Origin of the sequence: Rhodosalinus sp., assembly GCF_041685465.1 — a bacterium.
In the GTDB taxonomy this organism is placed as follows: Bacteria; Pseudomonadota; Alphaproteobacteria; order Rhodobacterales; family Rhodobacteraceae; genus Rhodosalinus.
Genome location: NZ_JAWLFS010000013.1, coordinates 1 through 23082, shown reverse-complemented (window position 1 = coordinate 23082; position 23082 = coordinate 1). Strand labels below are relative to the sequence as shown.

General features: G+C 71.1%; 22 protein-coding genes. 13 read left to right on the top strand and 9 right to left on the bottom strand.

Annotated features, from left to right (window positions below; translation table 11 throughout):
- Positions 1-431 precede the first annotated feature (431 nt).
- The 4 genes from ccoP to ccoN are packed head-to-tail and all read right to left on the bottom strand — an operon-like array spanning position 432 to position 3882.
- Positions 432-1310, bottom strand: a complete 879-nt coding sequence (gene ccoP / locus ACESL7_RS01920) for a cytochrome-c oxidase, cbb3-type subunit III (protein ID WP_372890900.1) — start codon at positions 1308-1310, stop codon at positions 432-434.
- Positions 1307-1516 (bottom strand): cbb3-type cytochrome c oxidase subunit 3, encoded by a 210-nt coding sequence (locus tag ACESL7_RS01915; RefSeq protein WP_372890898.1) that lies wholly within the window; start codon positions 1514-1516, stop codon positions 1307-1309. The genes ccoP and ACESL7_RS01915 overlap by 4 nt, the downstream gene beginning before the upstream one ends.
- A gap of 10 nt (positions 1517-1526) precedes the next feature.
- On the bottom strand, positions 1527-2252 hold the full coding sequence (gene ccoO, locus ACESL7_RS01910) for a cytochrome-c oxidase, cbb3-type subunit II (protein ID WP_372890896.1): 726 nt from the start codon (positions 2250-2252) through the stop codon (positions 1527-1529).
- Positions 2253-2265: 13 nt separating this feature from the next.
- The gene (gene ccoN / locus ACESL7_RS01905) at positions 2266-3882 is read right to left on the bottom strand and encodes a cytochrome-c oxidase, cbb3-type subunit I (protein ID WP_372890894.1); all 1617 of its coding nucleotides are present in this window, start codon (positions 3880-3882) and stop codon (positions 2266-2268) included.
- 195 nt (positions 3883-4077) lie between these two features.
- Between ccoN and ACESL7_RS01900 the strand changes: the two genes are divergently transcribed.
- Positions 4078-4917 (top strand): universal stress protein, encoded by an 840-nt coding sequence (locus ACESL7_RS01900; RefSeq protein ID WP_372890892.1) that lies wholly within the window; start codon positions 4078-4080, stop codon positions 4915-4917.
- Positions 4918-5063: 146 nt separating this feature from the next.
- Positions 5064-5864, top strand: coding sequence for an alpha/beta fold hydrolase (locus tag ACESL7_RS01895; protein ID WP_372890891.1), 801 nt, complete (start codon positions 5064-5066; stop codon positions 5862-5864).
- A gap of 212 nt (positions 5865-6076) precedes the next feature.
- On the opposite strand, the gene fmt is transcribed toward ACESL7_RS01895, so the two are convergent.
- Genes fmt through ACESL7_RS01875 form a run of 4 tightly spaced genes read right to left on the bottom strand, consistent with a single transcriptional unit; the run spans position 6077 to position 9542 of the window.
- Positions 6077-6988 (bottom strand): methionyl-tRNA formyltransferase, encoded by a 912-nt coding sequence (gene fmt / locus ACESL7_RS01890; RefSeq protein ID WP_372890889.1) that lies wholly within the window; start codon positions 6986-6988, stop codon positions 6077-6079.
- Between the two features lie 3 nt (positions 6989-6991).
- Positions 6992-7498 (bottom strand): peptide deformylase, encoded by a 507-nt coding sequence (gene def / locus ACESL7_RS01885; protein WP_372890887.1) that lies wholly within the window; start codon positions 7496-7498, stop codon positions 6992-6994.
- Positions 7495-8013, bottom strand: a complete 519-nt coding sequence (gene def / locus ACESL7_RS01880) for a peptide deformylase (RefSeq protein WP_372890885.1) — start codon at positions 8011-8013, stop codon at positions 7495-7497. The genes def (ACESL7_RS01885) and def (ACESL7_RS01880) overlap by 4 nt, the downstream gene beginning before the upstream one ends.
- A 53-nt stretch (positions 8014-8066) precedes the next feature.
- Positions 8067-9542: an NAD-dependent succinate-semialdehyde dehydrogenase gene (locus ACESL7_RS01875; RefSeq protein ID WP_372890883.1), complete on the bottom strand. Its 1476-nt coding sequence runs from the start codon at positions 9540-9542 to the stop codon at positions 8067-8069.
- 83 nt (positions 9543-9625) lie between these two features.
- Between ACESL7_RS01875 and ACESL7_RS01870 the strand changes: the two genes are divergently transcribed.
- Entirely contained in the window at positions 9626-10408 is a 783-nt protein-coding gene (locus ACESL7_RS01870) for an alpha/beta hydrolase (RefSeq protein WP_372890881.1), read from the top strand.
- A 79-nt stretch (positions 10409-10487) separates the two neighbouring features.
- On the opposite strand, the gene ACESL7_RS01865 is transcribed toward ACESL7_RS01870, so the two are convergent.
- On the bottom strand, positions 10488-11480 hold the full coding sequence (locus ACESL7_RS01865) for a GlxA family transcriptional regulator (protein WP_372890879.1): 993 nt from the start codon (positions 11478-11480) through the stop codon (positions 10488-10490).
- 93 nt (positions 11481-11573) lie between these two features.
- Here ACESL7_RS01865 and ACESL7_RS01860 point away from each other — a divergent pair, with 93 nt between their 5' ends.
- The 10 genes from ACESL7_RS01860 to ACESL7_RS01815 all read left to right on the top strand — a co-directional run.
- A complete protein-coding gene (locus tag ACESL7_RS01860; RefSeq protein ID WP_372890877.1) occupies positions 11574-12467 on the top strand; it encodes a beta-keto acid cleavage family enzyme in 894 nt (297 codons plus the stop codon).
- A gap of 55 nt (positions 12468-12522) precedes the next feature.
- Complete coding sequence (locus ACESL7_RS01855) at positions 12523-14079, top strand: ABC transporter substrate-binding protein (protein ID WP_372890875.1); 1557 nt, start codon at positions 12523-12525, stop codon at positions 14077-14079.
- A 69-nt stretch (positions 14080-14148) separates the two neighbouring features.
- Positions 14149-15633 carry a carnitine 3-dehydrogenase gene (locus ACESL7_RS01850; protein WP_372890874.1) on the top strand — a complete coding sequence of 495 codons (1485 nt, stop codon included), beginning with the start codon at positions 14149-14151 and terminating at the stop codon, positions 15631-15633.
- 1 nt (position 15634) lies between these two features.
- Entirely contained in the window at positions 15635-16591 is a 957-nt protein-coding gene (locus tag ACESL7_RS01845) for an ABC transporter permease (RefSeq protein ID WP_372890872.1), read from the top strand.
- Between the two features lie 3 nt (positions 16592-16594).
- Positions 16595-17416 carry an ABC transporter permease gene (locus ACESL7_RS01840; protein WP_372890870.1) on the top strand — a complete coding sequence of 274 codons (822 nt, stop codon included), beginning with the start codon at positions 16595-16597 and terminating at the stop codon, positions 17414-17416.
- Between the two features lie 10 nt (positions 17417-17426).
- Positions 17427-19049 (top strand): ABC transporter ATP-binding protein, encoded by a 1623-nt coding sequence (locus ACESL7_RS01835; protein WP_372890868.1) that lies wholly within the window; start codon positions 17427-17429, stop codon positions 19047-19049.
- Between the two features lie 3 nt (positions 19050-19052).
- Positions 19053-19970, top strand: coding sequence for an alpha/beta hydrolase (locus ACESL7_RS01830; RefSeq protein WP_372890866.1), 918 nt, complete (start codon positions 19053-19055; stop codon positions 19968-19970).
- A gap of 94 nt (positions 19971-20064) precedes the next feature.
- A complete protein-coding gene (locus ACESL7_RS01825; protein WP_372890863.1) occupies positions 20065-20460 on the top strand; it encodes a VOC family protein in 396 nt (131 codons plus the stop codon).
- A gap of 511 nt (positions 20461-20971) precedes the next feature.
- Complete coding sequence (locus tag ACESL7_RS01820) at positions 20972-22093, top strand: calcineurin-like phosphoesterase C-terminal domain-containing protein (protein ID WP_372890861.1); 1122 nt, start codon at positions 20972-20974, stop codon at positions 22091-22093.
- Between the two features lie 238 nt (positions 22094-22331).
- Positions 22332-23082: ABC transporter ATP-binding protein (locus ACESL7_RS01815; protein ID WP_372890859.1), on the top strand; the 751-nt coding region annotated here is incomplete at its 3' end.

The following is a 23082-nucleotide window of genomic DNA, read 5'->3' as shown; positions in this document are numbered from 1 at the left end:
CAGATCAACCAGCTGCGCCTGATCGAGTGACAGGGCAGCGCGGGCGCCGGATCACCATCCTTGCGAAGAAGGTGGGATGCCGCCCGCGCCGGACCGCGCTGTCCCGTGTCGAACGGCGCGAGGGGGCCGGGTTTCGCCGTCGGTCAGGCACGGATACCCGCCGCCCTCGTGCCGGGCGCGACCTCTCGGGGTTCCTGCCCTGCCACGAAAGGCCGGGCCTTGGCGCGGCGTGCTCGGGGGCTTCCTTGAGCGGGGAGAGCAGGACGGCCTTCGACGCGCGCTGCGTGACCCGGGCCGCGGGACCGGCCCCGCCCGGGGCGGTCCTGAAGGGAAACGAAGCGCCGGCGTCCCAAGGAAACGCGCGAACAGGACGGGACACCGGCGCTTCGACCCGGGGGGCAGGGATGTCCCCCGGGTGTCTCGTCACCCGCTCACTCGGGGCTGGCTTCGCCGCCGCCGAGCTGGTGGACGTAGGCCGCCACCGCGCGGATCTCGTGGTCTTCCAGACGGTTCTGCCACGGCGGCATCACGCCGTAGCGCGAATAGGTCACCGTCTCGACCAGCGTGTCGTAATCGCCGCCGTAGAGCCAGATCGCGTCGTCGAGGGCCGGCGCCCCCTGCATGGGGTCGCCGCCGCCCTCGGCGCCGTGGCAGGCGGCGCACTGGACCTCGTAGATCTCGGTGCCCGCCTCGGCGGCCTCGGCGTCCCGAGGCTCGCTGCCCGAGAGGGTCATGACGTGGTTGACGACCTGCACGATCTCCTCCTCCGAGAGGATGTCGCCGAAGACGGGCATCTGCGACCAGCGCGCGTCGGGATCATCCTCGTTGCGGATGCCGTGCGCGATCGTGGTGTGGATGTCCTCGATGGAGCCGCCCCAGAGCCAGGCGTCGTCCAGGAGGTTGGGATAGCCCGCCGCCTGCACACCCGCGGCGCCCGACCCGTGGCACTGCGCGCACCAGGTGCGGTAGACCGCGCCGCCGGCCTGCGTGGCGTAGCCGCGCAGGTCCGGGTCCTCGATCACCTCCGTGAGCTCGACGGAGGCGAGACGCTCGTTGATCTCCGCATTGCCCGTCTGGGCCTCGGCGATTTCCTTCTCGACCTCGGCGCGGCTGGAGTAGCCCAGAAGACCCGGCGTCGCCTCCTTGATGCCGGGCCAGGCCGGGTAGGCGATGGTGTAGCCGACACCCCAGACGATCGTCGCGTAGAAGATCCAGAGCCACCAGCGCGGCAGGGGATTGTTGTACTCCTGGATGCCGTCCCACTCGTGGCCCGTGGTTTCCGGCTCCTGCTTGTGCTTCTTGTCGCTCATTTCCGCGCCTCCTCGCGCTGCGCGCTGTCCTCTTCGTCGTCGGGCGCCGGGGCGTCCTCGTGACGGAAGGGGATCGTCTTGCTCTCCTCGTGGGCCTTGCCGCGCCCGGGCAGGAACACCCAGATCACGACGCCCAGAAAGAAGAGGAACATCGCCAGCAGGCCCCAGCTGTCCGCGAGGGTCCGCAGGAAGGTGTATTCCTCCATTCCGTCCTCCTCAGCGGCTGTCGACCGGCTCGAAGGTGGAGAAGTCCACCAGCGTGCCGAGCATCTGCATGTAGGCGATCAGAGCGTCCGCCTCCGAGATGCCGGGCTGGCCGTCGAAGTTGCGCGCCTGTGCCTTGGGATAGCGTGCGAGCAGCTCTTCGTGGTCGGCGTCCGGATCGGCCTGCGCGCGGAAGTCGGCGGCGGCGTTCTCGATCATCTCGTCGCTGTAGGGCACGCCCACGGTGCGGTGGGCGTTGAGCAGGTCCTCGATGTGTTCGGGATCGATCATCGTCCGCTCGAGGTAGTCGTACTTCGGCATCACCGATTCCGGGACCACCGACTGCGGATCGCGGAAGTGATCGACGTGCCACGCATCGGAGTAGCGCCCGCCGACGCGCGCGAGGTCCGGCCCCGTCCGCTTCGAGCCCCACTGGAAGGGATGGTCGTACATCGATTCCGCGGCGAGGCTGTAGTGCCCGTAGCGCTCCACCTCGTCGCGCATCGGGCGGATCATCTGGCTGTGGCAGACGTAGCAGCCCTCGCGGACGTAGATGTCGCGCCCCGTCAGCTCCAGCGGGCTGTAGGGCCGCATCCCGTCCACCTCCTCGATCGTGTTCTCGAGGTAGAAGAGCGGCACGATCTGCACCAGCCCGCCGATTGTCACGACCAGGAAGCTGAAGATCAGCAGGAGGGTCGCGTTGGTCTCGATGATCTTGTGCTTGTCGAGAATTGCCATCGGTCGGCCCTCCTTATTCGGCCGGGACGCTGGCCGGGGCACCCGCGGCCGCCTTGGCCGGGGACCGCCGGACGGTCATCCAGAGATTGTAGACCATGATCAGCGCACCGGCGACGTAGAGCACCCCGCCGAGGGCGCGCACCACGTACATCGGGAACTTCGCGGCCACGGTATCGGCGAAGCTGTTCACCAGGAAGCCGTTGGCGTCCACCTCGCGCCACATCAGGCCTTCCATGATGCCGGTGACCCACATCGAGGCGGCGTAGAGCACGATCCCGATGGTGGCGAGCCAGAAGTGCCAGGACACGAGGCTCAGCGAGTAGAGCCGCTCCCGGTTCCAGAGCCGCGGCACGAGGAAGTAGAGCGCGCCGAAGGTGATCATCCCGTTCCAGCCCAGCGCGCCCGAGTGCACGTGCCCGATGGTCCAGTCGGTGTAGTGGCTGAGCGAGTTGACCGCCTTGATGGACATCATCGGCCCCTCGAAGGTGGACATCCCGTAGAAGCCCACGGAGATCACCATCATCCGGATCACCGGGTCCGTGCGCAGCTTGTCCCAGGCCCCCGAAAGGGTCATCAGCCCGTTGATCATGCCGCCCCAGCTGGGCATCCAGAGCACGATCGAGAACACCATCCCCAGCGTCGAGGCCCAGTCGGGCAGCGCCGTGTAGTGCAGGTGGTGCGGCCCCGCCCAGATGTAGATGAAGATCAGCGCCCAGAAGTGGATGATCGACAGCTTGTAGCTGAAGACGGGGCGCTCGGCCTGCTTCGGGATGAAGTAGTACATCATGCCGAGGAAGCCCGCGGTCAGGAAGAAGCCCACCGCGTTGTGGCCGTACCACCACTGCGTCATCGCGTCCTGCACGCCCGAGAAGGCCGAGACCGACTTGGACCCCCAGATCGACACCGGGACCGAGAGGTTGTTGAAGATGTGGAGCATCGCGACGGTCACGATGAAGGACAGGTAGAACCAGTTCGCCACGTAGATGTGCGGTTCCTTGCGCTTCACGATCGTGCCGAGGAAGATGGCGAGGTAGACGACCCAGACGATGGTCAGCCACCAGTCGGTGTACCACTCGGGCTCGGCGTACTCCCGCGACTGGGTCGCGCCGAAAAGATAGCCCGTGGCCGCCAGAACGATGAAGAGCTGGTAGCCCCAGAACACGAACCAGGCCGCGTTCCCGCCCCAGAGGCGCGCGGCGGAGGTGCGCTGCACCACGTAGAACGACGTCGCGATCAGCGCGTTGCCGCCGAAGGCGAAGATCACCGCCGAGGTGTGCAGGGGCCTGAGCCGCCCGAAGTTCGCGTAGCCCTCCGACCAGTCGAAATTGAGCCCCGGAAAGGCGAGCTGGAAGGCGATGAAGGTGCCGACCAGAAAGCCGATGACCCCCCAGAAGGCGGTCGCGATCACGCCCGCGCGCACCACGCCGTCCATGTAGCTCCGCGAGAGGTCCGGACCGCTCGCCGTCACCGGTTCGTCGGTGTGGCGCAGCGTCCAGAGAAAGAGCCCGCCCGCGACGAGCATGACGAGTATGGCATGAACCTGATAGGCCATATCGCGCGCGAAATTGGCCGCCATCATCGCGAAGATGGTGACGAGGCCATACGCGATCAGCTTGATGTAATTCGACATATGGTCGTTTCCCTTCCCTCGGCCCGCACGAGTCACCCTCCCGCGCGGACATGTCCGCACACCGACGTATGCGGACTGCCCTTAAAGAGCACCTTGATCTGCATCAATGCAGCGCGCGGCCCGGATTGACCCGGATCAATGTCGTATGACGGCGCGGCACCTAGGGTCTGCCCAGAGAATACGAAGGAGAGGCAGATGGCCTACAAGACCCTGATGACCGTGGTCACCGATCCTGCGCTGGCCGAGGGGCCGCTCGCGCAGGGCGTCGCGATGGCCCGGGCGGAGGATGCGCACCTCGAGGTCGCCTGTTTCGGCGTCGACCGCACGCAGACCGGGTACTATTACGCCGGCGCCAACGCGATGATCCTTCAGGAGACGCTCGCCCGCGCCCAGAAGGAGGCCGAGGCCGCCGCCGAGCACGTCCGCGGCACCCTCGCCGGCAGCGATGTCCGCTGGAACGTCGAGACGGGCGTCGCGCAGCTTGCCGACATCGGCCGCAGCGTCGCGGCGCACGCGCGCTTCTCGGATCTGGTGATCCTGCCCAAGCCCTACGGCGAAGGGCACGGGGCCGAGCTGGAGCCGATCATCGAGGGGGCGCTCTTCGACGGGCGCGTCCCGGTCATGGTGCTGCCCGACGGCTACGACGCCCGGCTGCAGCCGCGGCGGGTGATGATCGGCTGGGACGAAAGCGCCGAGGCGCTCTCGGCGGTGCGCGCCGCGCTGCCGATCCTGACGCGGGCCGAGGCGGTGCATGTCGTCGTCGTCGATCCGCCGGCCCACGGCGCCAACCGTTCCGACCCCGGCGGCATGCTCTCGCAGTTCCTCGCCCGCCACGGCGTCAAGGTCGAGATCGACGTGCTCGCCAAGACCTTGCCGCGCATCTCCGACGTGCTCGCGCGGCACGCCGGCGACATCGAGGCCGACCTGATCGTGATGGGCGCTTATGGCCATTCCCGCTTCCGCGAGGCGATCATGGGCGGTGCGACGCGCAACATGCTCGAATCGACCAGCGTGCCGCTCGTGATGTCGCACTGACGCGGCCCCGGCGCGCGTCCGGCGGCGCGCGCCGGACCGCGCCGCGGGCGACCGTTCGGCGGCGGGCGGGGCACCTCGACTGGGGCTCTGGCGCCCGCGTCGCCGGTGCGCCATCCTGCGGGCGTATCCGCCGCGAGGAGCGCCCGATGCCCGACCTCATCCTCCCCGATGTCACGCTGCACTACGAGATCGGCGGCGCCGGGCCGCCGCTCCTCCTGCTCGCCGGCATGGCCAGCGACAGCGCAAGCTGGGCGCCCGTGCTCGCCCCCCTCGAGGCACGCTTCACGGTGATCCGCCCCGACAACCGGACCACCGGGCGCACCCGGCCGCTGGACGCGGAGGCGCGCGTGGAGACCATGGCCGCCGACGCCGCCGCGCTTCTGGAGGCGCTGGGGCATGGCCCGGCGCATGTCGCCGGGCATTCGATGGGCGCCTTCGTGGCGATGGAGCTTGCCGCCGCGCGGCCCGATCTCGTGGAGCGGCTCACCGTCATGGCAGGCGCGCCGATGCGGATGGCGCGCAACGTCTTCCTCTTCCGCACGCTGCTCGCGCTGCGCGCCGGGGGGCGCGACGAGGATCTCTGGCTGCGCGCGCTCTTCCCGTGGCTGTTCCATCCCGCGGCCTTCGACCTGCCGGATCAGGTCGAGGCGGCGGTCCGCGCCGGCATCGACTACCCCCATGCGCAGACACCCGACGCGATGGCCCGGCAGGTCGCCGCGCTCGAGGCCTACGATCCGACAGGTCTCGCGCCGCGGGTGCAGGTGCCGACGGTCGCGCTCCTTGCCGACCACGACGCGCTGATCCCCGAGACGCAGGCGCGCGCCGCGCTGGCGGAGATCCCCGACATCGCGATCGAGACGGTGCCGGACGCGGGGCACGCGCTGCACTGGGATCGGCCGGACGCGGTGGCCGGGGCGCTGATCCGTGTCAGTGGCGCGGCGGGTTGAGGCGTGGACCTTTGACGGAGGGCGGCGGTCAGGCCGGATAACCGGACGCGGACCATGATGCGGCATGCGGACGGGAAGCCCAGCCGCCCACGCAGCCGATGCCGCGCGTCGGCAGGCTGGCCCCGGCATCGCGCGGGTGCTGTCCGTCTGACCGTCTGATCGCGCGTGCCCCCGCGATCCCGACCGTGCGGATCGGCGCAGGACGCGCCGCGCTACGCGCCGAGCCGCGTGCCCGGCGGCACCGGAAGCCCGCGCAGGAAGGTCCCGGCCTCCTGCGGCGCGCGTCCCTCGCGCTGCGCGCGCGTCACCTGAACCGCGCCCGTGCCGCAGGCGACCGTGAAGGCGTCGTCCAGCACCTCGCCCGGCGCGCCCCCGCCCTCGGCGAGGCGGGAGCCCAGAAGCTTCACGCGGTGCCCGCCGATCTCCGTCCAGGCGCCGGGGAAGGGCGAGAGGCCGCGGATCAGGCGATCGACCTCCTCGGCGGGGCGGCTCCAGTCCACCCGCGCCTCCGCCTTGTCGATCTTGGCGGCGTAGGTCACGCCGGCCTCGGGCTGCGGCACCGGCGCCAGATCGTCGAGCCGCGCCAGCGCCTCCACGATCGCCTCCGCGCCGAGCGTCGCGAGGCGGTCGTGCACCTCGCCGGCCGTTTCCTCCGCGCCGATGGGCGTGCGCCGCTCCAGCAGCACCGGCCCGGTGTCGAGGCCCGGCTCCATCTGCATGATCGCGATGCCCGTCTCGCGGTCGCCGGCCATGATCGCGCGCTGGATGGGCGCCGCGCCGCGCCAGCGCGGCAGGAGCGAGGCGTGGATGTTCAGGCAGCCGCGCGCCGGCGCCGCGAGGATCGGGCGCGGCAGGATCAGCCCGTAGGCCGCGACCACCGCCACCTCGGCGCCGAGCGCGGCGAAGGCGGCCTGCTCCGCCTCCGGCTTCAGGCTGACGGGATGGCGGACGGCGAGGCCGAGTTCCTCGGCCAGCGCCTGCACGGGGCTCTGGCGCGGCGCCTTGCCGCGGCCCGCCGGGCGCGGCGGCTGCGTGTAGACGGCGGCGATCTCGTGGCCCGCGGCGTGCACGGCGGCGAGCGCCTCCGCCGCGAAGTCCGGCGTCCCCATGAAGATCACGCGCATCCGCTATCCCGCCTTCTTCGCCCGCCGCAGGAGCATGTCCCGCTTCACCCGGCTCAGCCGGTCGAAGAACATCCGCCCGTCGAGGTGGTCGATCTGGTGCTGCACCGAGACGGCCCAGAGCCCTTCGAAGTCGCGCCGGTCGATCACGCCCGCCTCGTTCAGGAAGCGCACCGTGACCCGCGCGGGCCGGTGCACCACCGCCGAGACGCCGGGCAGGCAGGGGCTCGCCTCCGTGCGCGCGGCGGTCTCGCGCGAGGCGTCGAGGATCTCGGGGTTGGCCAGGCGGATCGCCTGTCCGCGGCCCTCGCTCGCGTCCACGACGGCGAGGCGTTCCATCACGCCGAGCTGCGGCGCGGCGAGGCCGACGCCCGGCATCGCCTCCATCACCGCGATCATCTCGTCCCAGAGCGCGCGCGTCGCGTCCGTCACCGCATCGACCGGCGCGGCGCGCTTGCGCAGCCGCGGATCGGGCCAGCGCAGGATCGGGCGCGGGACGGCGCGCGCGCTCACGCCTTGGCCTTCTCGCGCTTCAGCTTGACCATCTTGCGGGTGATCATCTGCCGCTTCATCGGGCCGAGGTGGTCGATGAAGAGCTTGCCGTTCAGATGGTCGATCTCGTGCTGCACGCAGGTCGCCCAGAGACCGTCGAAGGTCTCCTCCTGCGGGGCGCCATCGGCGTCCATCCAGCGGACCTGCACCTCCGCGGGGCGGGTGACCTCGGCATACTGCTCGGGGATCGAGAGGCAGCCCTCCTCGTAGGTGCTCAGCGCGTCCGAGGCCGCCACGACCTCCGGGTTGAACATCACGAGCGGGCGGGGCGCCGCGCCCTCCTCCTTGACGCAGTCGAGCACGATCAGCCGCTCCGCCACGCCGACCTGCGGCGCGGCGAGGCCGATGCCCGGCGCGTCGTACATCGTCTCGAGCATGTCCTCGGCGAGCCGGCGCCGCGCGTCGGAGAGGTCGTCGACCGGCGCGGCGACCTTCTTGAGCCGCGGGTCGGGGTGGATGAGGATCGGGCGCTTCATGGCCGATCACATAGGCGAGCGCGCGCGCGCGCGCAACGCCGGGCCGCGCGCGCTCAGACCGACGTGCAGATATACTTGACCTCGAGGAACTCCTCGACACCGTGGTGCCCGCCCTCGCGGCCGAGGCCCGACTGCTTGACGCCGCCGAAGGGCGCGACCTCGGTCGAGATGAGGCCGGTGTTCACGCCGACGATGCCGTATTCCAGCCCCTCCTGCACGCGCGTCACGCGGCCGATGTCGCGGGCGTAGAAATAGCTCGCCAGCCCGTAGATCGTGTCGTTGGCCAGCCGGATCGCCTCCTCCTCCGTCTCGAAGCGGAAGAGCGGCGCGAGCGGGCCGAAGGTTTCCTCGTGGGCGACGGCCATCTCCTGCGTGACGCCGGTCAGGACGGTCGGACGAAGAAAGCTGCCCGGCATGTTGTCCTCGATCCCGCCGTGCACGATCCGCGCGCCCTTCTCCGTCGCGTCCGCGATGTGCTCACGCACCTTGTCGATGGCCGCGGTGTTGATGAGGGGGCCGAGCTCGGTGCCCTCCTCGAGCCCGTCGCCGACGCGCAGCTCGGCCACGCGCGCGGCGAGCTTCTCGGCGAAGGCGTCGTGGACGCCCGACTGCACGTAGATGCGGTTGGCGCAGACGCAGGTCTGCCCGTTGTTGCGGAACTTGGACGCGATCGCACCCTCCACCGCCGCGTCGAGATCGGCGTCGTCGAAGACCAGGAAGGGCGCGTTCCCGCCGAGCTCCATCGAGCATTTCTTGATCTGGTCCGCCGCCTGCCGCAGCAGGAGGCGCCCCACCTCGGTCGAGCCGGTGAAGGTGAGCTTGCGGATCTTCTCGTTCTCGCAGAACTCGCGGCCGATCTCCGAGGACCGGGAGGAGGGCACGATCGAGAAGACGCCCGCCGGCACGCCCGCGCGCTCGGCCAGAACCGCGAGCGCGGTGGCCGAGAGCGGCGTCTCGGACGCGGGCCGCCCGATGAAGGCGCAGCCGGCGGCGAGCGCCGGCGCCGCCTTGCGCGTGATCATCGCGGCGGGGAAGTTCCACGGCGTGATCGAGGCCGCGACGCCCACCGGCTGGCGGATCACGGTGATCCGCTTGTCGCGCTGGTGGCCGGGGATCGTCTCGCCGTAGATGCGCTTCGCTTCCTCGCCCGAGAACTCGATGAAGCCGGCGGCATAGGCGATCTCGCCCCGGCTCTCGGACAGCGGCTTGCCCTGCTCGGCGGTCATGATGATCGCCAGATCCTCCTGGTTCTCCATCATCAGCTCGAACCAGCGGCGCAGGATCGCGGCGCGCTCCTTGCCGGTGTGCGCCGCCCAGTCCTTCTGCGCGGCGGCCGCGGCGTCGATCGCGCCCGCCACCTGGTCGCGCGAACAGTCGGCCACCCGCGCGATCACGTCGCCGCGCGCCGGGTTCGTCACCTCGAAGGTGCCGCTATCGCCCTCCCCGAAGGCGCCATCCATGAAGGCCCGCTCTTCCAGAAGCGCCGGGTCCGCCAGCAGCGATTTGAGATTCGTCGTCTCGTCAAGCATCCTGTCCTCCGGCAATAAGGGGCGCGCGGTCAGGCCTGAAGTCTGACCTCAAACAACCGCCCGCTTCAAGCCGGAGTTCCGCGATGGACATGGATGCCGCCTATTCCAACACCGATCATGTGCCCGGTGCGGCCGACTACCCGCCGCGCTGGGCCGCCGCCGCGGCCGCCTTCCGCAGGGATCTCGGCCAGCGCGCGGCGCTCGACCTGCCTTACGGCGATCACCCGCGCGCGCGCTTCGATCTCTTCCACCCCGAGGGCGCGCCCCGGGGCCTCGTCGTCTTCGTGCATGGGGGGTACTGGAAAGCCTTCGACAAATCGACATGGTCGCACCTCGCGGCCGGCCCGCTCGCGCACGGCTGGGCGGTGGCGATGCCCTCCTATCCGCTCTGCCCCGAGGTCCGCATCGCGGAGATCACGCAGGCCTTCGCCGCCGCGGTGCCCGCGATGGCGGCCCTTGTCGACGGGCCGATCCGCCTTGCGGGCCATTCCGCCGGCGGCCACCTCGTCGCGCGCATGGCGGCGCCCGGCATGCTGCCCGCGGCGGTGGCGGCGCGGCTCGCCCGGATCGTGCCGATCTCTCCCGTGGCCGATCTCGCGCCGCTGATGCAGACCTCGATGAACGAGACCCTCGGCATCGACGCCGCGGAGGCCGCGGCCGAAAGCCCGCTCCATCAGCCCGCGCCGGGGGTGCCCGTCACCGTCTGGGTCGGCGCGGCGGAGCTGCCGGCCTTTCTCGATCAGGCCGAACGCCTCGCGGACGCCTGGGGGGCGGATCGGCACGCAGCCGAAGGCCGGCACCACTTCGACGTGATCGAACCGCTCGCCGAGCCCGGGGGGGATCTTACCCGCGCCCTCCTCGCCTGAGCCGCGCCGCGCGCCGGGAACGGGGCCCCGCGGATCCGGCGCTGCCCGGCAATGCGCCCGATGCGGACGCTCTTGGGGGTCAACGCCGGTCGCGGACACCGGTGGCGGGCGCCGCCGCACGATGCGATCGCGATCCGTGCCGGGCCGCGGCCCGGCGCGCGTCCGTCATGGTCTGACCGAAGTGTGCCCGGAAGGCACGCGAGAGGGTCGCGGCAGACCGGAACCCGGTGCGCGCGGCGATCTCGGTCGCCGGGAGCCGCGTCTCGAGCGCCAGGCCCTGCGCGCGGCTCAGCCGCAGGCGGCGGTAATAGGCGCCGGCCGGGATGCCGAGGTCGTCGCGGAAGGCGCGCTGCAGCGCGCGGGGAGAGACGCCCGCCTCCTGTGCGATCCGGCCGAGCGCCTGCGGCTCCTCGAGGTGCTTCAGCATGCTCCGGATCGCGCGGCCGAGCGCCGGCGGGCGCGGCGGCGCGTCCTCGCGGTGGCCCGCGCCGCGTTCGTGTGCGAAGAGCATCCCCACATCATGCGCGAGCGCCTCGCCCGCGCGGTCGCGGATCAGCGCCAGCAGCAGCGCCATTGCCGCGGAGGCGCTGCCGGCGCTCTGCCGGTCGCCATCGGCGACCTGGCTTTCGGAGACCGCCTCGACACCGAGAAACGCCTCCGCGAAGGCGTCGATCTCCTGCCAGTGCACCGTCGCCCGCCGCCCCTGCAGCAGCCCCGCCGCCGCGAGGATCCATGCGCCCATGTCCAGCGCGATCAGATTGTCGGCGCGCGCTGCGGCGCTGCGCAGCGCCGCGCTCACACCGGGTTCACGGGCCGCGTCACGCGCGCCGTAGCCCGCGACGACCACCAAAGCGTCGAGGGGGCCTGCCGCGTCGAGTGCGCCGTCGGCCTGAAGGCGCAGGCCCGAGGAACTGCGCACCGGGGCGCCGTCGATCGTCGTCATCGACCACTCGAACAGCCGGCGCCCGGAAAGATCGCAGGCCGCGCGCAGCGGTTCGACCGCGCTGGCGAGCACCATGTTCGAGAAACCGTCGAAGGGCAGAAAGGCGATCCGGGGCGGCGTGTCTGACATCTTCGGCAAACATTACGGCCATCGCGGCAAAGGTGAAAGTCGCTTTCGGACTTAGGCTGTCGCGAAGAAAGAACGAGGGACGGAGACGCTGCCGTGAACTGGACCGCCTTCATCACCTGCGCCGTGACCGGCGCGGGGCAGAGCCACCTCAAGAGCGACAAGGTGCCCGTGACCCCGGCCGGGATCGCGGCGGCCTGCGTCGAGGCGGCAGAGGCCGGCGCGGCGGTGGCGCATGTCCACGTCCGCGATCCCGAGACCGGCGATCCCTCGCGCGATCCGGCGCTCTACCACGAGGTCGTGGCCCGCGTGCGCGACAGCGGCACCGACGTCGTGCTGAACCTGACGGCGGGCATGGGGGGCGATCTCGTGCTGGGTCCGCCGGAGGCCCCCCTGCCGCTCGACGCCGCCGGGACCGATCTGATCGGCGCGGGCGAACGGCTTGTGCACGTCGAGGACTGTCTGCCGGAGATCTGCACGCTCGACTGCGGCACGATGAACTTCGCCGAGGCCGATTACGTGATGACCAACACGCCGGGCATGCTGCGCGCGATGGCCGCGCGGATCCGTGCCGCCGGCGTGAAGCCCGAGATCGAGGTCTTCGACCTCGGTCACCTCTGGCTGGCGAAGACCCTCGCCGAGGAAGGGCTGATCGACGACCCGGTGCTCGTGCAGCTCTGCATGGGCATCCCTTTCGGGGCGCCGAACGATCTGCGCTCGCTCATGGCGATGGTGGACAACCTGCCGGCCGGGTGGTGCTTTTCGGCCTTCTCCATCGGGCGGATGCAGCTGCCCTATGCCGCGCAGGCCGTTCTTGCCGGCGGCAACGTGCGCGTCGGGCTGGAGGACAACATCTGGCTCGATCGGGGCGTGCCGGCGACGAACGGGGCACTCGTGGAGCGGGCGGCGACGATACTCTCGGCGATGAACGTGTCGCTGATGACCCCCGCCGAGGTGCGCGCGGCGCTCAACCTGACGAAGCGCTGGTGAAACGGCGCCGGTCTGACCACGGCGCCCTGGCGCCGCAACCCAAGGGAGACATGACATGAGCCTTTCCACCTTCGACCGCCGCGGCGTGCTGCGCGCCGGTGCCGCGGCCGCGCTGAGCCTCGGCCTCGCGCCCCACGCGGTCGCGCAATCCGGCCCGCGGCGCGGGGGCTCCGTGCGCATCGGCAGCTCGGGCGGCGCCAGCTCCGACACGCTCGATCCGGCCACGACCTACGGCGGCGTCGTCGCGCTGGGCATGCTCGGCGGTGTCTGCAACACGCTCGTCGAGATCGACGCCGAGGGGCGCGCGCAACCGGAACTGGCCGAGAGCTTCGAGGTGAGCGAGGACGCCGCGACCTGGACCTTCCGGCTGCGCAAGGCGGATTTCTCGAACGGCCGGCCGGTCACGGCGCGCGACGTGATCGCCTCCTTCAACCACCACCGCGGCGAGGACACGAAGTCCGGTGCGAAGGAGCTTCTGTCGCAGATCCGCGAGATCCGCGCCGATGGCGACCGCGTCGTGGTCTTCGAGCTGGAGGCCGGCAATGCCGACTTCCCCTTCGTGACCGCGGATTATCACCTCTGGATCATGCCGGACGACGGCGAGGGCAACCTCGACTGGCGCTCGGGCGTGGGCACCGGGGGCTACACGCTCGAGGAATTCGAGCCCGGCGAGCGGATGCGCCTCAAGCGGCGGGACGACTACTGGAAGGCGGATCGCGCGTGGTTCGACGAGGTCACGATCCTGACCATCAACGACGCCACCGCCCGGCAGAACGCGCTGGTGACCGGCGAGGTGGACATCATCAACGGGGTGCCCACGAAAACGGTGCACCTGCTGGACCGGCGTCCGAACGTGCAGCTGGTCGAGGTCACGGGCACCTCGCATTTCCCCTTCGCGATGCAGTGCGATGCCGCCCCCTTCGACGATCCCGACGTGCGGCTCGCGCTCAAGTACGCGGTGAACCGGCAGGAGATGCTCGACAAGGTGCTGCGCGGGCACGGTTCGCTCGGCAACGATCACCCGATCGCGCCCTCGCAGAGGTTCCACGCCGCCGACCTCGAGCAGCGCGCCTATGACCCGGAGCGCGCGCGCTTCCACCTCGAGAAGGCCGGGCTCGACCGGCTCGAGGTGACGCTGGCCGCCTCCGACGGCGCCTTCGGCGGCGCGGTGGACGCCGCGGTGCTCTTGCAGGAAAGCGCGGCCGAGGCGGGGATCGAGCTGACCGTGAACCGCCGCCCGGCGGATGGCTACTGGTCCAACGTCTGGATGCAGGAGCCGTTCTTCACCGGTTACTGGAACGGCCGGCCGACCGCGGACTGGATGTTCAGCCTCGTCTATGCCTCCGGCGCGGCCTGGAACGAGACGAACTGGCAGAACGAGCGCTTCAATGCGCTCCTCGGGCAGGCGCGGACGGAGCTCGACGCGGATCTGCGCGCCGAGATGTACCACGAGATGCAGGCCATCTGCCGCGACGACGGCGGCGCGATGATCCCGATGTTCGGCAACTACATCGACGGCAAGACCGACCGGGTGGCGCACGGCCCGCTGGCCTCGAACCGCTACCTCGACGGCTGGAAGGCCATCGAGCGCTGGTGGCTGACCGACGTCTGAGACACGTCCTTGCCGCCTGCCGCGTCGCTGCCGCGGCAGGCGTCCCGCGATTTCAATTCAAGGACACGCATGTCCCAAGGCATCCAGAAGGCCGCCTGCATCGGCGGCGGCGTGATCGGCGGCGGCTGGGTCGCACGGTTCCTGCTGAACGGGATCGACGTGGCGGTGCACGACCCCGCGCCCGAGGCGCGGCGTGTCGTGGAAGAGGTGCTCGCCAATGCGCGCCGCGCCCGGGACCGGCTGTTTCCCGCGCGTCCGGTCCGCGAAGGCGCGCTCAGCTTTCACGCCGATGTCGCGGGTGCGGTGCGCGGGGCCGACTACGTTCAGGAAAGCGTTCCCGAACGCCTCGACCTGAAGCGGTCGGTCTTCGCCGCGATCGAGGCCGCCGCGCCGGCCGACGCGCCGATCGGATCTTCCACCTCCGGGTTCCGGCCCTCGGAGTTGCAGGCGGGCATGGCGCGGCCCGGCCGTCTTTTCGTCGCGCATCCCTTCAACCCGGTCTACCTGATCCCGCTGGTGGAGATCGTGGGCGGCCCGGACGGCGACGCGGCCACGCTCGACCGCGCCGAGGGCGTCCTGCGCGCCACCGGGCTCGCGCCGATCCGCCTGCGCCGCGAGATCGACGCGCACATCGGCGACCGCCTGCTCGAGGCCGTCTGGCGCGAGGCGCTCTGGCTCGTGCACGACGACGTCGCCACCACGCAGGAGATCGACGACGTCATCCGCTACGGCTTCGGCCTGCGCTGGGCGCAGATGGGCCTTTTCGAGACCTACCGCATCGCGGGCGGCGAAGCGGGCATGAAGCACTTCATCGCGCAGTTCGGCCCCGCGCTGAAATGGCCGTGGTCCCGGCTGACCGACGTGCCCGAGATGACCGATGCGCTGGCCGGCAAGATCGCCGCGCAGTCCGACGCCCAGTCGGGCGCGCGCAGCCTGCGCGAGCTGGAGCGCATCCGCGACGACAACCTGATCGGCATCCTGCGCGCGCTCGAAACCAACGACTGGGGCGCGGGGACGACGCTGCGCGCGCCTGCTGCGCCGGGCGCGCCCGAGCCCGGGGCCGACACGGCCGCCCCGCTGGTCCTGCACGGGACGCGGGTGCCGCCCGAGTGGCTGGACTACAACGGGCACATGACCGAGTTCCGCTACCTGCAGGTCTTCGGCGACGCCACCGACGCCTTCCTCGCCCATATCGGGATGGACGCCGCCTACCGGGCCGAGGGGCGCTCGGTCTACACGGTCGAGACGCATATCCGGCATCTTGCCGAGACGGCGGTCGACACGCGGCTCTCGGTGCGCACCACGATCCTCGGCCACGACGCGAAGCGCATCCGCCTGCATCACGAAATGATCGACGAAGCGGGCGGCGTGCAGGCCACGGGCGAACACATGCTGCTGCACGTCGACACCGCCGCCGGCCGCGCGAGCCCGATGGCCGCGCCGCTGACCGATCGGCTGGCCGCGCTCGCCGCGGCGCATGGTGCGGCGTCCGCTCCCGATCACGCCGGCGCCGGCATCCGCGGCATCGGCTGGCCTGCGCGGGAGGAGGGATGACATGGCGCCGCTCGCGCGGATGATCCTGCAGCGGCTGGCGCTCGGGCTGCTGACGCTGTTCCTGATCTCGCTGTTCATCTTTCTCGCGGTGGAGCTTCTGCCCGGCGACCTTGCCGAAGAGGTGCTGGGCCAGTCCGCGACGCCCGAGACGGTGGCGGCCTTCCGCCGCGAGCTGGGCCTCGATCAGCCGGCGCATGTCAGGTACCTCGACTGGCTCGGCGGCATCGTTCAGGGCGACTTCGGCCGCTCGCTCGCCAACGACCGGCCGATTTCCGAGCTCTTCGCGGCGCGCCTCGGCAACACGCTGTTCCTCGCCGCCTATGCCGCCGCGATCTCGGTGCCGCTGGCGCTCGGGCTGGGGCTGCTGGCCGCGCTCTACCGCGGCTCCGTCTTCGACCGGAGCGTGAACATCCTCACGCTCTCGTCGATCTCCTTTCCCGAGTATTTCGTCGCCTACATCCTGCTGCTCGTGCTGTCGGTGAACCTCGGCCTGTTCCCGTCGATCGCGGATTTCGGCGCCGGGGCGGGCCTCGGCGAGATGCTCTACCGCACGTTCCTGCCGGCGATGACGCTGGTGCTCGTGGTGACGGCGCACATGATGCGGATGACGCGCGCGGCGATCATCAACCTTCTGGCCCAGCCCTACATCGAGATGGCGCGGCTCAAGGGCGCCTCGCCGCTGCGCGTGATCCTGCGCCACGCGCTGCCCAACGCGCTGGCCCCGATCATCAACGTGGTCGCGCTGAACCTCGCCTATCTCGTCACGGGCGTGGTGATCGTCGAGGTGGTCTTCGTCTATCCGGGGCTCGGGCAACTCATGGTCGATGCCGTGGCGACGCGCGACATCCCCGTGGTCCAGGCCTGCTGCCTGGTCTTCGCCGGCATCTACATCCTGCTGAACCTCGGCGCGGACGTGCTCGCCATCGCGACCAACCCGCGCCTGCTGCACCGGAGGTGATCCATGCGCCTCTCCGATCTCCGAGGCATGCCGCCGACCGCCGCCTTCGGCCTGGGCATGATCATGTTTTTCGCCGTCGTCGCGGTGTTCGCCGGGCAGATCGCGCCCCACGGCCAGACCGAGATCGTCGGCATGGAATTCGAGCCGCGCGGCGGCGACTTCGTGCTGGGCACCGACAACCTCGGCCGCGACATGCTCTCGCGGCTTGTCTGGGGCGCGCGCAACTCCATCGGGATCGCGCTCGCCACCACGGCGCTCGCCTTCACCGCCGGCGCCCTGCTGGGATTGCTTGCCGCGGTGCTGGGCGGCTGGACCGATCAGCTCCTGTCGCGCTTCGTCGATCTGCTCATCTCGATCCCGTCGCTGCTTTTCGCGCTGCTGCTGCTGTCGATCTTCGGCACCAGCATCGCCGCGCTCGTCCTCGTGATCGCCGTGCTGGAGATGACGCGCGTCTTCCGCCTGTCCCGCGCCGTGGCGATGAACGTGGTGGTGATGGAGTTCGTGGAGGTCGCGCGCCTGCGGGGCGAGGGGCTCGGCTGGCTCATCGGGCGAGAGATCCTGCCCAACGTCACGGCGCCGCTGGTGGCGGAGTTCGGGCTGCGCTTCTGTTTCGTGTTCCTCGCGATCTCTGCGCTGTCGTTCCTGGGTCTCGGCATCCAGCCGCCCACCGCCGACTGGGGCTCGATGGTGCGCGAGAACGCGGCGCTCATCACCTTCGGCGACATCACGCCGCTGCTGCCCGCCGGGGCGATCGCGCTTCTGACCGTGAGCATCAATTTCGTCGTGGACTGGATGCTCCACCGGGCCTCCGGATTGCAGGACTGAGCCGAGACCGATGACCGAACCGCTTCTCACCATCCGTGATCTGTCCATCGAGGGCCGGCAGGGCCGCGCGTGGCAGCCGATCCTTCGCGGCGTCGACCTCGAGCTGCGCCGCGGCGAGGTTCTGGGGCTGATCGGCGAATCGGGCGCGGGCAAATCGACGCTCGGCCTCGCCGCGATGGGCTACACCCGCGACGGCACGCGCATCGCGGGCGGCGAGATCACCTTCGACGGGATGGACCTGCGCGCCCTCGGGGCGCGGCGCCTGCGCGGGCTGCGGGGGCGGCGCATCGCCTATGTCGCGCAGTCGGCGGCGGCGAATTTCAATCCGTCGCAGCGCCTGATCGATCAGTACACGGAAGCGCCGGTCGACATTCACCAGCTGCGCACGCGCCCCGAGGCCGCGCGCGAGGCACGGGAGCTTTACGCGCGGCTGCGCCTGCCGGAGCCCGACGTGATCGGCTTCCGCTATCCGCATCAGGTCTCGGGCGGACAGCTTCAGCGCGCGATGACCGCCATGGCGATGTCCTGCGAGCCGGATCTGATCATCTTCGACGAGCCCACGACCGCGCTCGACGTGACGACGCAGATCGAGGTGCTGCGCGCGATCCGCGATGCCGTGCGCGAGATCGGGACGGCGGCGATCTACATCACCCACGACCTCGCCGTGGTCGCGCAGATGGCCGACCGCATCAAGGTGCTCCTGCGCGGGGAGGAGGTCGAGGAGCAGCCGACGCGCGCCATGCTCGCCGCCCCGCGCGAGGCCTATTCGCGTTCCCTCTGGGCGGTGCGCAGCTTCCGCGCGCCGGAGCATTCCGTGCCCCCGGCGGGGGCGACACCGGTGCTGCGGGTTGCCGGCGTGACCGCCGAATACAGCCCCGGCACGCCGGTCCTGCAGGACGTGAGCTTCGACGTGCATTCCGGGCGCACCGTCGCCGTCGTCGGCGAGAGCGGATCGGGGAAGTCGACCGCCGCGCGGGTGATCACGGGCCTTCTGCCGGCCGTCTCGGGGCGGATCGAGCTTGACGGCACGCCGCTCCCGCCCCGCCTCGCGCGGCGCGATCCGGCGGCGCTGCGCCAGGTGCAGATGATCCACCAGTCGGCCGACACCGCCCTCAACCCGAAGCACACCATCCGCGAGATCCTCGGCCGGCCGCTGCGCTTCTACCTCGGCCTGCGCGGCCCTGCGCGCGAGGCGCGCATCCGCGAGCTTCTCGCCGACATCGAGCTCGATCCGGACGACTTCATCGGGCGGACGCCCGCCGCGCTGTCCGGCGGACAGAAGCAGCGCATCGGCATCGCGCGCGCGCTCGCCGCCGAACCGCGGCTGATCATCTGCGACGAGGTGACCTCGGCCCTCGACCAACTGGTGGCGGAGGGGATCCTCAAGCTTCTGACGCGCCTGCAGGAAGTCCGCGGGCTCGCTTACATGTTCATCACCCATGACCTCGCCACGGTGCGCGCGATCGCCGACCATGTCGTCGTGATGCAGCACGGGCGGGTCGTCGAACAGGGTCCGAAGGACGAGATGTTCCGGCCACCGCACCACCCCTATACCCGCCTCCTGCTCACGTCGGTGCCCGACATGGACCCCGACTGGCTGGATCGCACGATCGCCGAACGACAGGAGAGCTGAGCCATGCCCGTGACGGACCCAGAGGTGCTGCGTTTCATCGCGGAGACGGAGGCGGCCTATCCCGCCGAGGCCAATCTCGCCTCGGTCGAGGAGAACCGGCGCCACTACGACGCGATGTGCGCGCGTTTCCGCGCGCCGCGCCCCGAGGGTGTCGCGGTCGCCGACGCGACGGTCGCCGGCGTGCCCCTGCGCCGCTACCGGCCGCGCGACGCCGCGCTGGCGCCCTTCGTCCTCTACGCCCATGGCGGGGGCTTCGTTGTCGGATCGCTCGAAAGCCACGACGACGTCTGCGCCGAGCTCGCCGGGGCGACGGGGCTCGAGGTGATCGCGGTCGACTACCGGCTCGCGCCCGAGCATGTCTATCCGGCGCAGATCGACGACGTCGCGGCCGTCTGGCACTCCGAAACCGCCGCAGGTCGTGCCGGGATCGTGGCCGGCGACAGCGCGGGCGGAACCCTTGCCGCGGCGCTCTGCCTCAGGATGCGGCGCTGTGGCGGGCCGATGCCGGAGGCGCAGGTGCTGATCTATCCGGGTCTCGGCGGCGACACGAACGCGCCGTCCTACGTCGAGAACGCCGAGGCGCCGCTCCTGCGCACCGCCGATATCCGGCATTACGCCGGGATCGTGACCGGCGGCGACATGGAGCTGCGCGCGCGGGAGCCCGAGGTCTCGCCCCTGTGCGCAGAGGATTTCACGGGCCTGCCGCCCGCGCTGATCGTCACCGCCGACGTGGACCCCCTGCGCGATGACGGCGCGGCCTATGCGCGCGCGCTGCGCGAGGCGGACGGGCGGGCCGACTGGCGCAACGAGGCGGAACTCGTGCACGGCTACCTTCGTGCCCGCCGCCAGAGCCGCCGCGCCGGCGAAAGCTTCCGGGCGATCTGCCGCTGGATCGGGGCGCGCGCCGCCGCCTTGTCCTGATCCGGACCCTGCGCCGCGTGCGGTGAAAGCGGTTGCAGCGCGCGCCCGGCGGCGGCATGGGGCCGGCACACCGTTCAGCACAGGAAGTGCACCCATGGCCCGACTCGTTCACAGCATGATCCGCGTTCTCGACGAAGCGCGCTCGGTCGCGTTCTACCGCCGCGCCTTCGGGCTCGAGGTGGCAGACCGCCTCGACTTCGACGCGTTCACGCTGGTCTATCTCGCCAACTCCGAGGCCGACTTCGAACTGGAGCTTACCGTCAACAAGGGGCGGGCGGAGCCCTACGATCTCGGCGACGGTTACGGCCACCTCGCCGTGACGGTCGCCGACCTCGATGCGGAGCACGCGCGGTTCACCGAGGTCGGCTTCGAGCCCCGCCGCATCGTGGAGTTCGCGCCGGCCGGCACACGCATCGCGCGCTTCTTCTTCGTGAGCGATCCGGACGGCTACCAGATCGAGGTTCTGGAGCGCAGCGGGCGCTTCGCCTGACCGGACGGCGCCGCGCGCGGCGGTGACGGCAGGCGGCTGCCGTCGAGCTTCGGAGCATTTCCAGCGTGTCGCTCGCCGGCTCGCCGTGGCCGTTCATCGGCGTTGCCTCGCGCGGTGTGCCGACGTCGCGCGGGGCCGCCGGGATCCCGTGGCCCGTGCAGCCCCCGCCGATCAGGCCGGTGCGCCCGTCAGTCCGATGCGGGCAGGCCAGGCCCGGTGCGCCGGGGAAGGGAAGCACCACGATCGAAGCGTCGCGGCCGACACGGGACCGGACGAGGGCCCCGTCCGGTGACGCCGGCGCACCGGGGGCACCGCCCCGATCCGCCCGGCGGGGCCTTCCTGACCGGGTTTCCGGGCGATGCCCCGCAGGACCCTGTCGCCCCGAACCGGCGTCGGGCGACGGGCAAGCCGGTCCGGCCCCTGTCACCCGGACGTCACGAAACGACAGCGGAAACGTCATCCCGATCCGGTATCGTTGAGCTTGGTCGATATCTGCGGAGGCTGGGATGGCGTGGACGACCACGATTTCTGCGACCCGGCCGAGCGCCCGACCTACAACGGCGTGATCCACGACCGGCAGATGGCGTGGCTGGCGAACGACCTCGCCAATGTGCCGCAGGACAGGCTGATCGTCCTCAACGCGCACATCCCCTTCCAGACCTTCACCGACACCCGGGCCAGGAAGCACCAGACCGACAATCTCGCGGAACTCGGGGAAATCATCGGCGACCGGCCCGCGCTCGGCCTGTCGGGGCACACGCACACGACCGAGAACATCGAGCCCGGCGAGCATTACGCCGGCTGGGAGGAGGCCACCGGCGTCGGGCCCGCGCCGTTCCACCAGATCGTGACAGGCGCGCTGTCGGGCTCGTGGTGGTCGGGCAACCTCGACGACGCCGGCGTGCCCGAGGCCACGCAGCGCCTCGGCAGCCCGCGCGGCTACTACCGGCTCGAGGTCTCCGGCACGGACTGGATCGACACCTACCACAGCTTCCGGGAAACGCCGGAGACGCAGATGCACGCGGCCTTCAGCACGCCGCGCGTCCGGGACTGGGCGACGGACCTCATGGCCTGCGCCGATCTCTACGGCCGCCCCTCCGAGGTTCTGCCGCCGGTCACGCGGACCGATCTCGGCGACGTGAACATGCTCACCCGGGCCGACCTGGAGGGCGGCACCCGGGTCGCCGTGAACGTCTGGAACGGCTCGATGTCGTCGCGGGTCTCGGTCTCCATCGACGGCGGTGCCGCGATCGAGGCCCGCCGGACGCAGGTCGGCGAGGGCGAGGCGAAGCAGCGCGGTCCCGCCTACGCCGACCCGCCCGCGCTGGCGCGGCAGTCGACCGATGCCCGGGTCGCCTGGCGTTCGGCGCAGGGCGGCGAGGCGACCGCGGGTTACGAGATGTTCCGGGGCGTCGACTGGACCGGCGTGCCCGGCCCGTTGCCGCGGTGGTTGCTGACCGACGCCAGCCAGCACCTCTGGCGTGCCGATCTGCCGGCCGATCTTCGCGCCGGGGTTCGTGTGATGGAGGTGCGGACCACCGACCGCCACGGCCGGACCTTCACGACCACGCTGCCCTTCGAAGTGGTCGAGGAGATGCCGCAGATGGGATGGCAATCCGACGGCTGGGAGTGATCCCGCCACGGCGTCCCGAAGCGCGGGGCCCGCGCGAGACGCCGCGCCATCCCGCGGCCCCGATCCTGCACGCCCCCGTCCGGCCCTGACCGGCGCCGCGGCCCGCCGGACCCGGCCGCCGGTTCCCGGGTCGGGCGGGTCCCGCGACTGTGCGAAATTCCCGTGACACGCCACGCCGCCACCTTGCCCGGGCGAAACGGTTGCAGTAGCGCGGTCGCGGCCCAGGGAACGCGCCGCCATGTCCGTCGAGATCGACACCCTCCACAAGAGCTTCGGCGGCCGGCCGGCCGTCGCCGGTGTCACCGCGACGCTGGAGCCCGGGCAATTCTTCGTCGTGCTCGGTCCCTCGGGCTGCGGCAAGTCCACGCTGCTGCGCCTCGTGGCGGGTCTCGAACGGCCGGATGCCGGCGAGATCCGGCTCGACGGGCGCAGCGTCTCCTCGCAGGATCATCACGTGCCCCCGGAGGGGCGCGCCGTCGGCGTCGTGTTCCAGTCCTACGCGCTCTGGCCGCACATGTCCGTGCGCGACAACGTGGCCTTCCCGGCCGAAGCGCAGGGGATCCGGCGCGGCGATGCCCGTGCGCGCGCGGCGACGCATCTCGCCGCCGTCGCGCTGGAGGGCCACGCCGAGCGCCGGCCGGCCGAGCTGTCGGGCGGCCAGCGCCAGCGCGTGGCGCTGGCACGCTGCCTCGCCGGCGGGGCGCGCACCGTGCTGATGGACGAGCCGCTGGCGAATCTCGACCCGCATCTCCGCGGCCGGATGGAGGGCGAGATCGCGCGCTTCCACCGCGAGACCGGGGTGACGACGCTCTATATCACGCACGACCAGCGCGAGGCGATGGCGCTCGCCGACCGGATCGCGGTGATGTGGGAGGGCCGCTTCCTGCAGGTCGCCCCGCCGCAGGAGATCCACGACCGCCCCGCGACCGAAGATGTCGCGCGCTTCATCGGCCGCGCCGCGGTGCTCGACGCCACGCTCGTGCCGGAGG

Bases quoted from the DNA above. Each gene is read 5' to 3' on its own strand.
- ACESL7_RS01855 (WP_372890875.1), top strand. From the start codon at position 12,523: ATGAGCCTTTCCACCTTCGACCGCCGCGGCGTGCTGCGCGCCGGTGCC.
- ACESL7_RS01835 (WP_372890868.1), top strand. From the start codon at position 17,427: ATGACCGAACCGCTTCTCACCATCCGTGATCTGTCCATCGAGGGCCGG.
- ccoP (WP_372890900.1), bottom strand. From the start codon at position 1,310: ATGAGCGACAAGAAGCACAAGCAGGAGCCGGAAACCACGGGCCACGAG.
- def (WP_372890885.1), bottom strand. From the start codon at position 8,013: ATGAAGCGCCCGATCCTCATCCACCCCGACCCGCGGCTCAAGAAGGTC.
- fmt (WP_372890889.1), bottom strand. From the start codon at position 6,988: ATGCGCGTGATCTTCATGGGGACGCCGGACTTCGCGGCGGAGGCGCTC.
- ACESL7_RS01850 (WP_372890874.1), top strand. From the start codon at position 14,149: ATGTCCCAAGGCATCCAGAAGGCCGCCTGCATCGGCGGCGGCGTGATC.
- ACESL7_RS01900 (WP_372890892.1), top strand. From the start codon at position 4,078: ATGGCCTACAAGACCCTGATGACCGTGGTCACCGATCCTGCGCTGGCC.
- ACESL7_RS01895 (WP_372890891.1), top strand. From the start codon at position 5,064: ATGCCCGACCTCATCCTCCCCGATGTCACGCTGCACTACGAGATCGGC.
- ACESL7_RS01865 (WP_372890879.1), bottom strand. From the start codon at position 11,480: ATGTCAGACACGCCGCCCCGGATCGCCTTTCTGCCCTTCGACGGTTTC.
- ACESL7_RS01830 (WP_372890866.1), top strand. From the start codon at position 19,053: ATGCCCGTGACGGACCCAGAGGTGCTGCGTTTCATCGCGGAGACGGAG.
- ACESL7_RS01875 (WP_372890883.1), bottom strand. From the start codon at position 9,542: ATGCTTGACGAGACGACGAATCTCAAATCGCTGCTGGCGGACCCGGCG.
- ACESL7_RS01825 (WP_372890863.1), top strand. From the start codon at position 20,065: ATGGCCCGACTCGTTCACAGCATGATCCGCGTTCTCGACGAAGCGCGC.
- ACESL7_RS01845 (WP_372890872.1), top strand. From the start codon at position 15,635: ATGGCGCCGCTCGCGCGGATGATCCTGCAGCGGCTGGCGCTCGGGCTG.
- ACESL7_RS01870 (WP_372890881.1), top strand. From the start codon at position 9,626: ATGGACATGGATGCCGCCTATTCCAACACCGATCATGTGCCCGGTGCG.
- ACESL7_RS01915 (WP_372890898.1), bottom strand. From the start codon at position 1,516: ATGGAGGAATACACCTTCCTGCGGACCCTCGCGGACAGCTGGGGCCTG.
- ACESL7_RS01840 (WP_372890870.1), top strand. From the start codon at position 16,595: ATGCGCCTCTCCGATCTCCGAGGCATGCCGCCGACCGCCGCCTTCGGC.
- ccoO (WP_372890896.1), bottom strand. From the start codon at position 2,252: ATGGCAATTCTCGACAAGCACAAGATCATCGAGACCAACGCGACCCTC.
- ccoN (WP_372890894.1), bottom strand. From the start codon at position 3,882: ATGTCGAATTACATCAAGCTGATCGCGTATGGCCTCGTCACCATCTTC.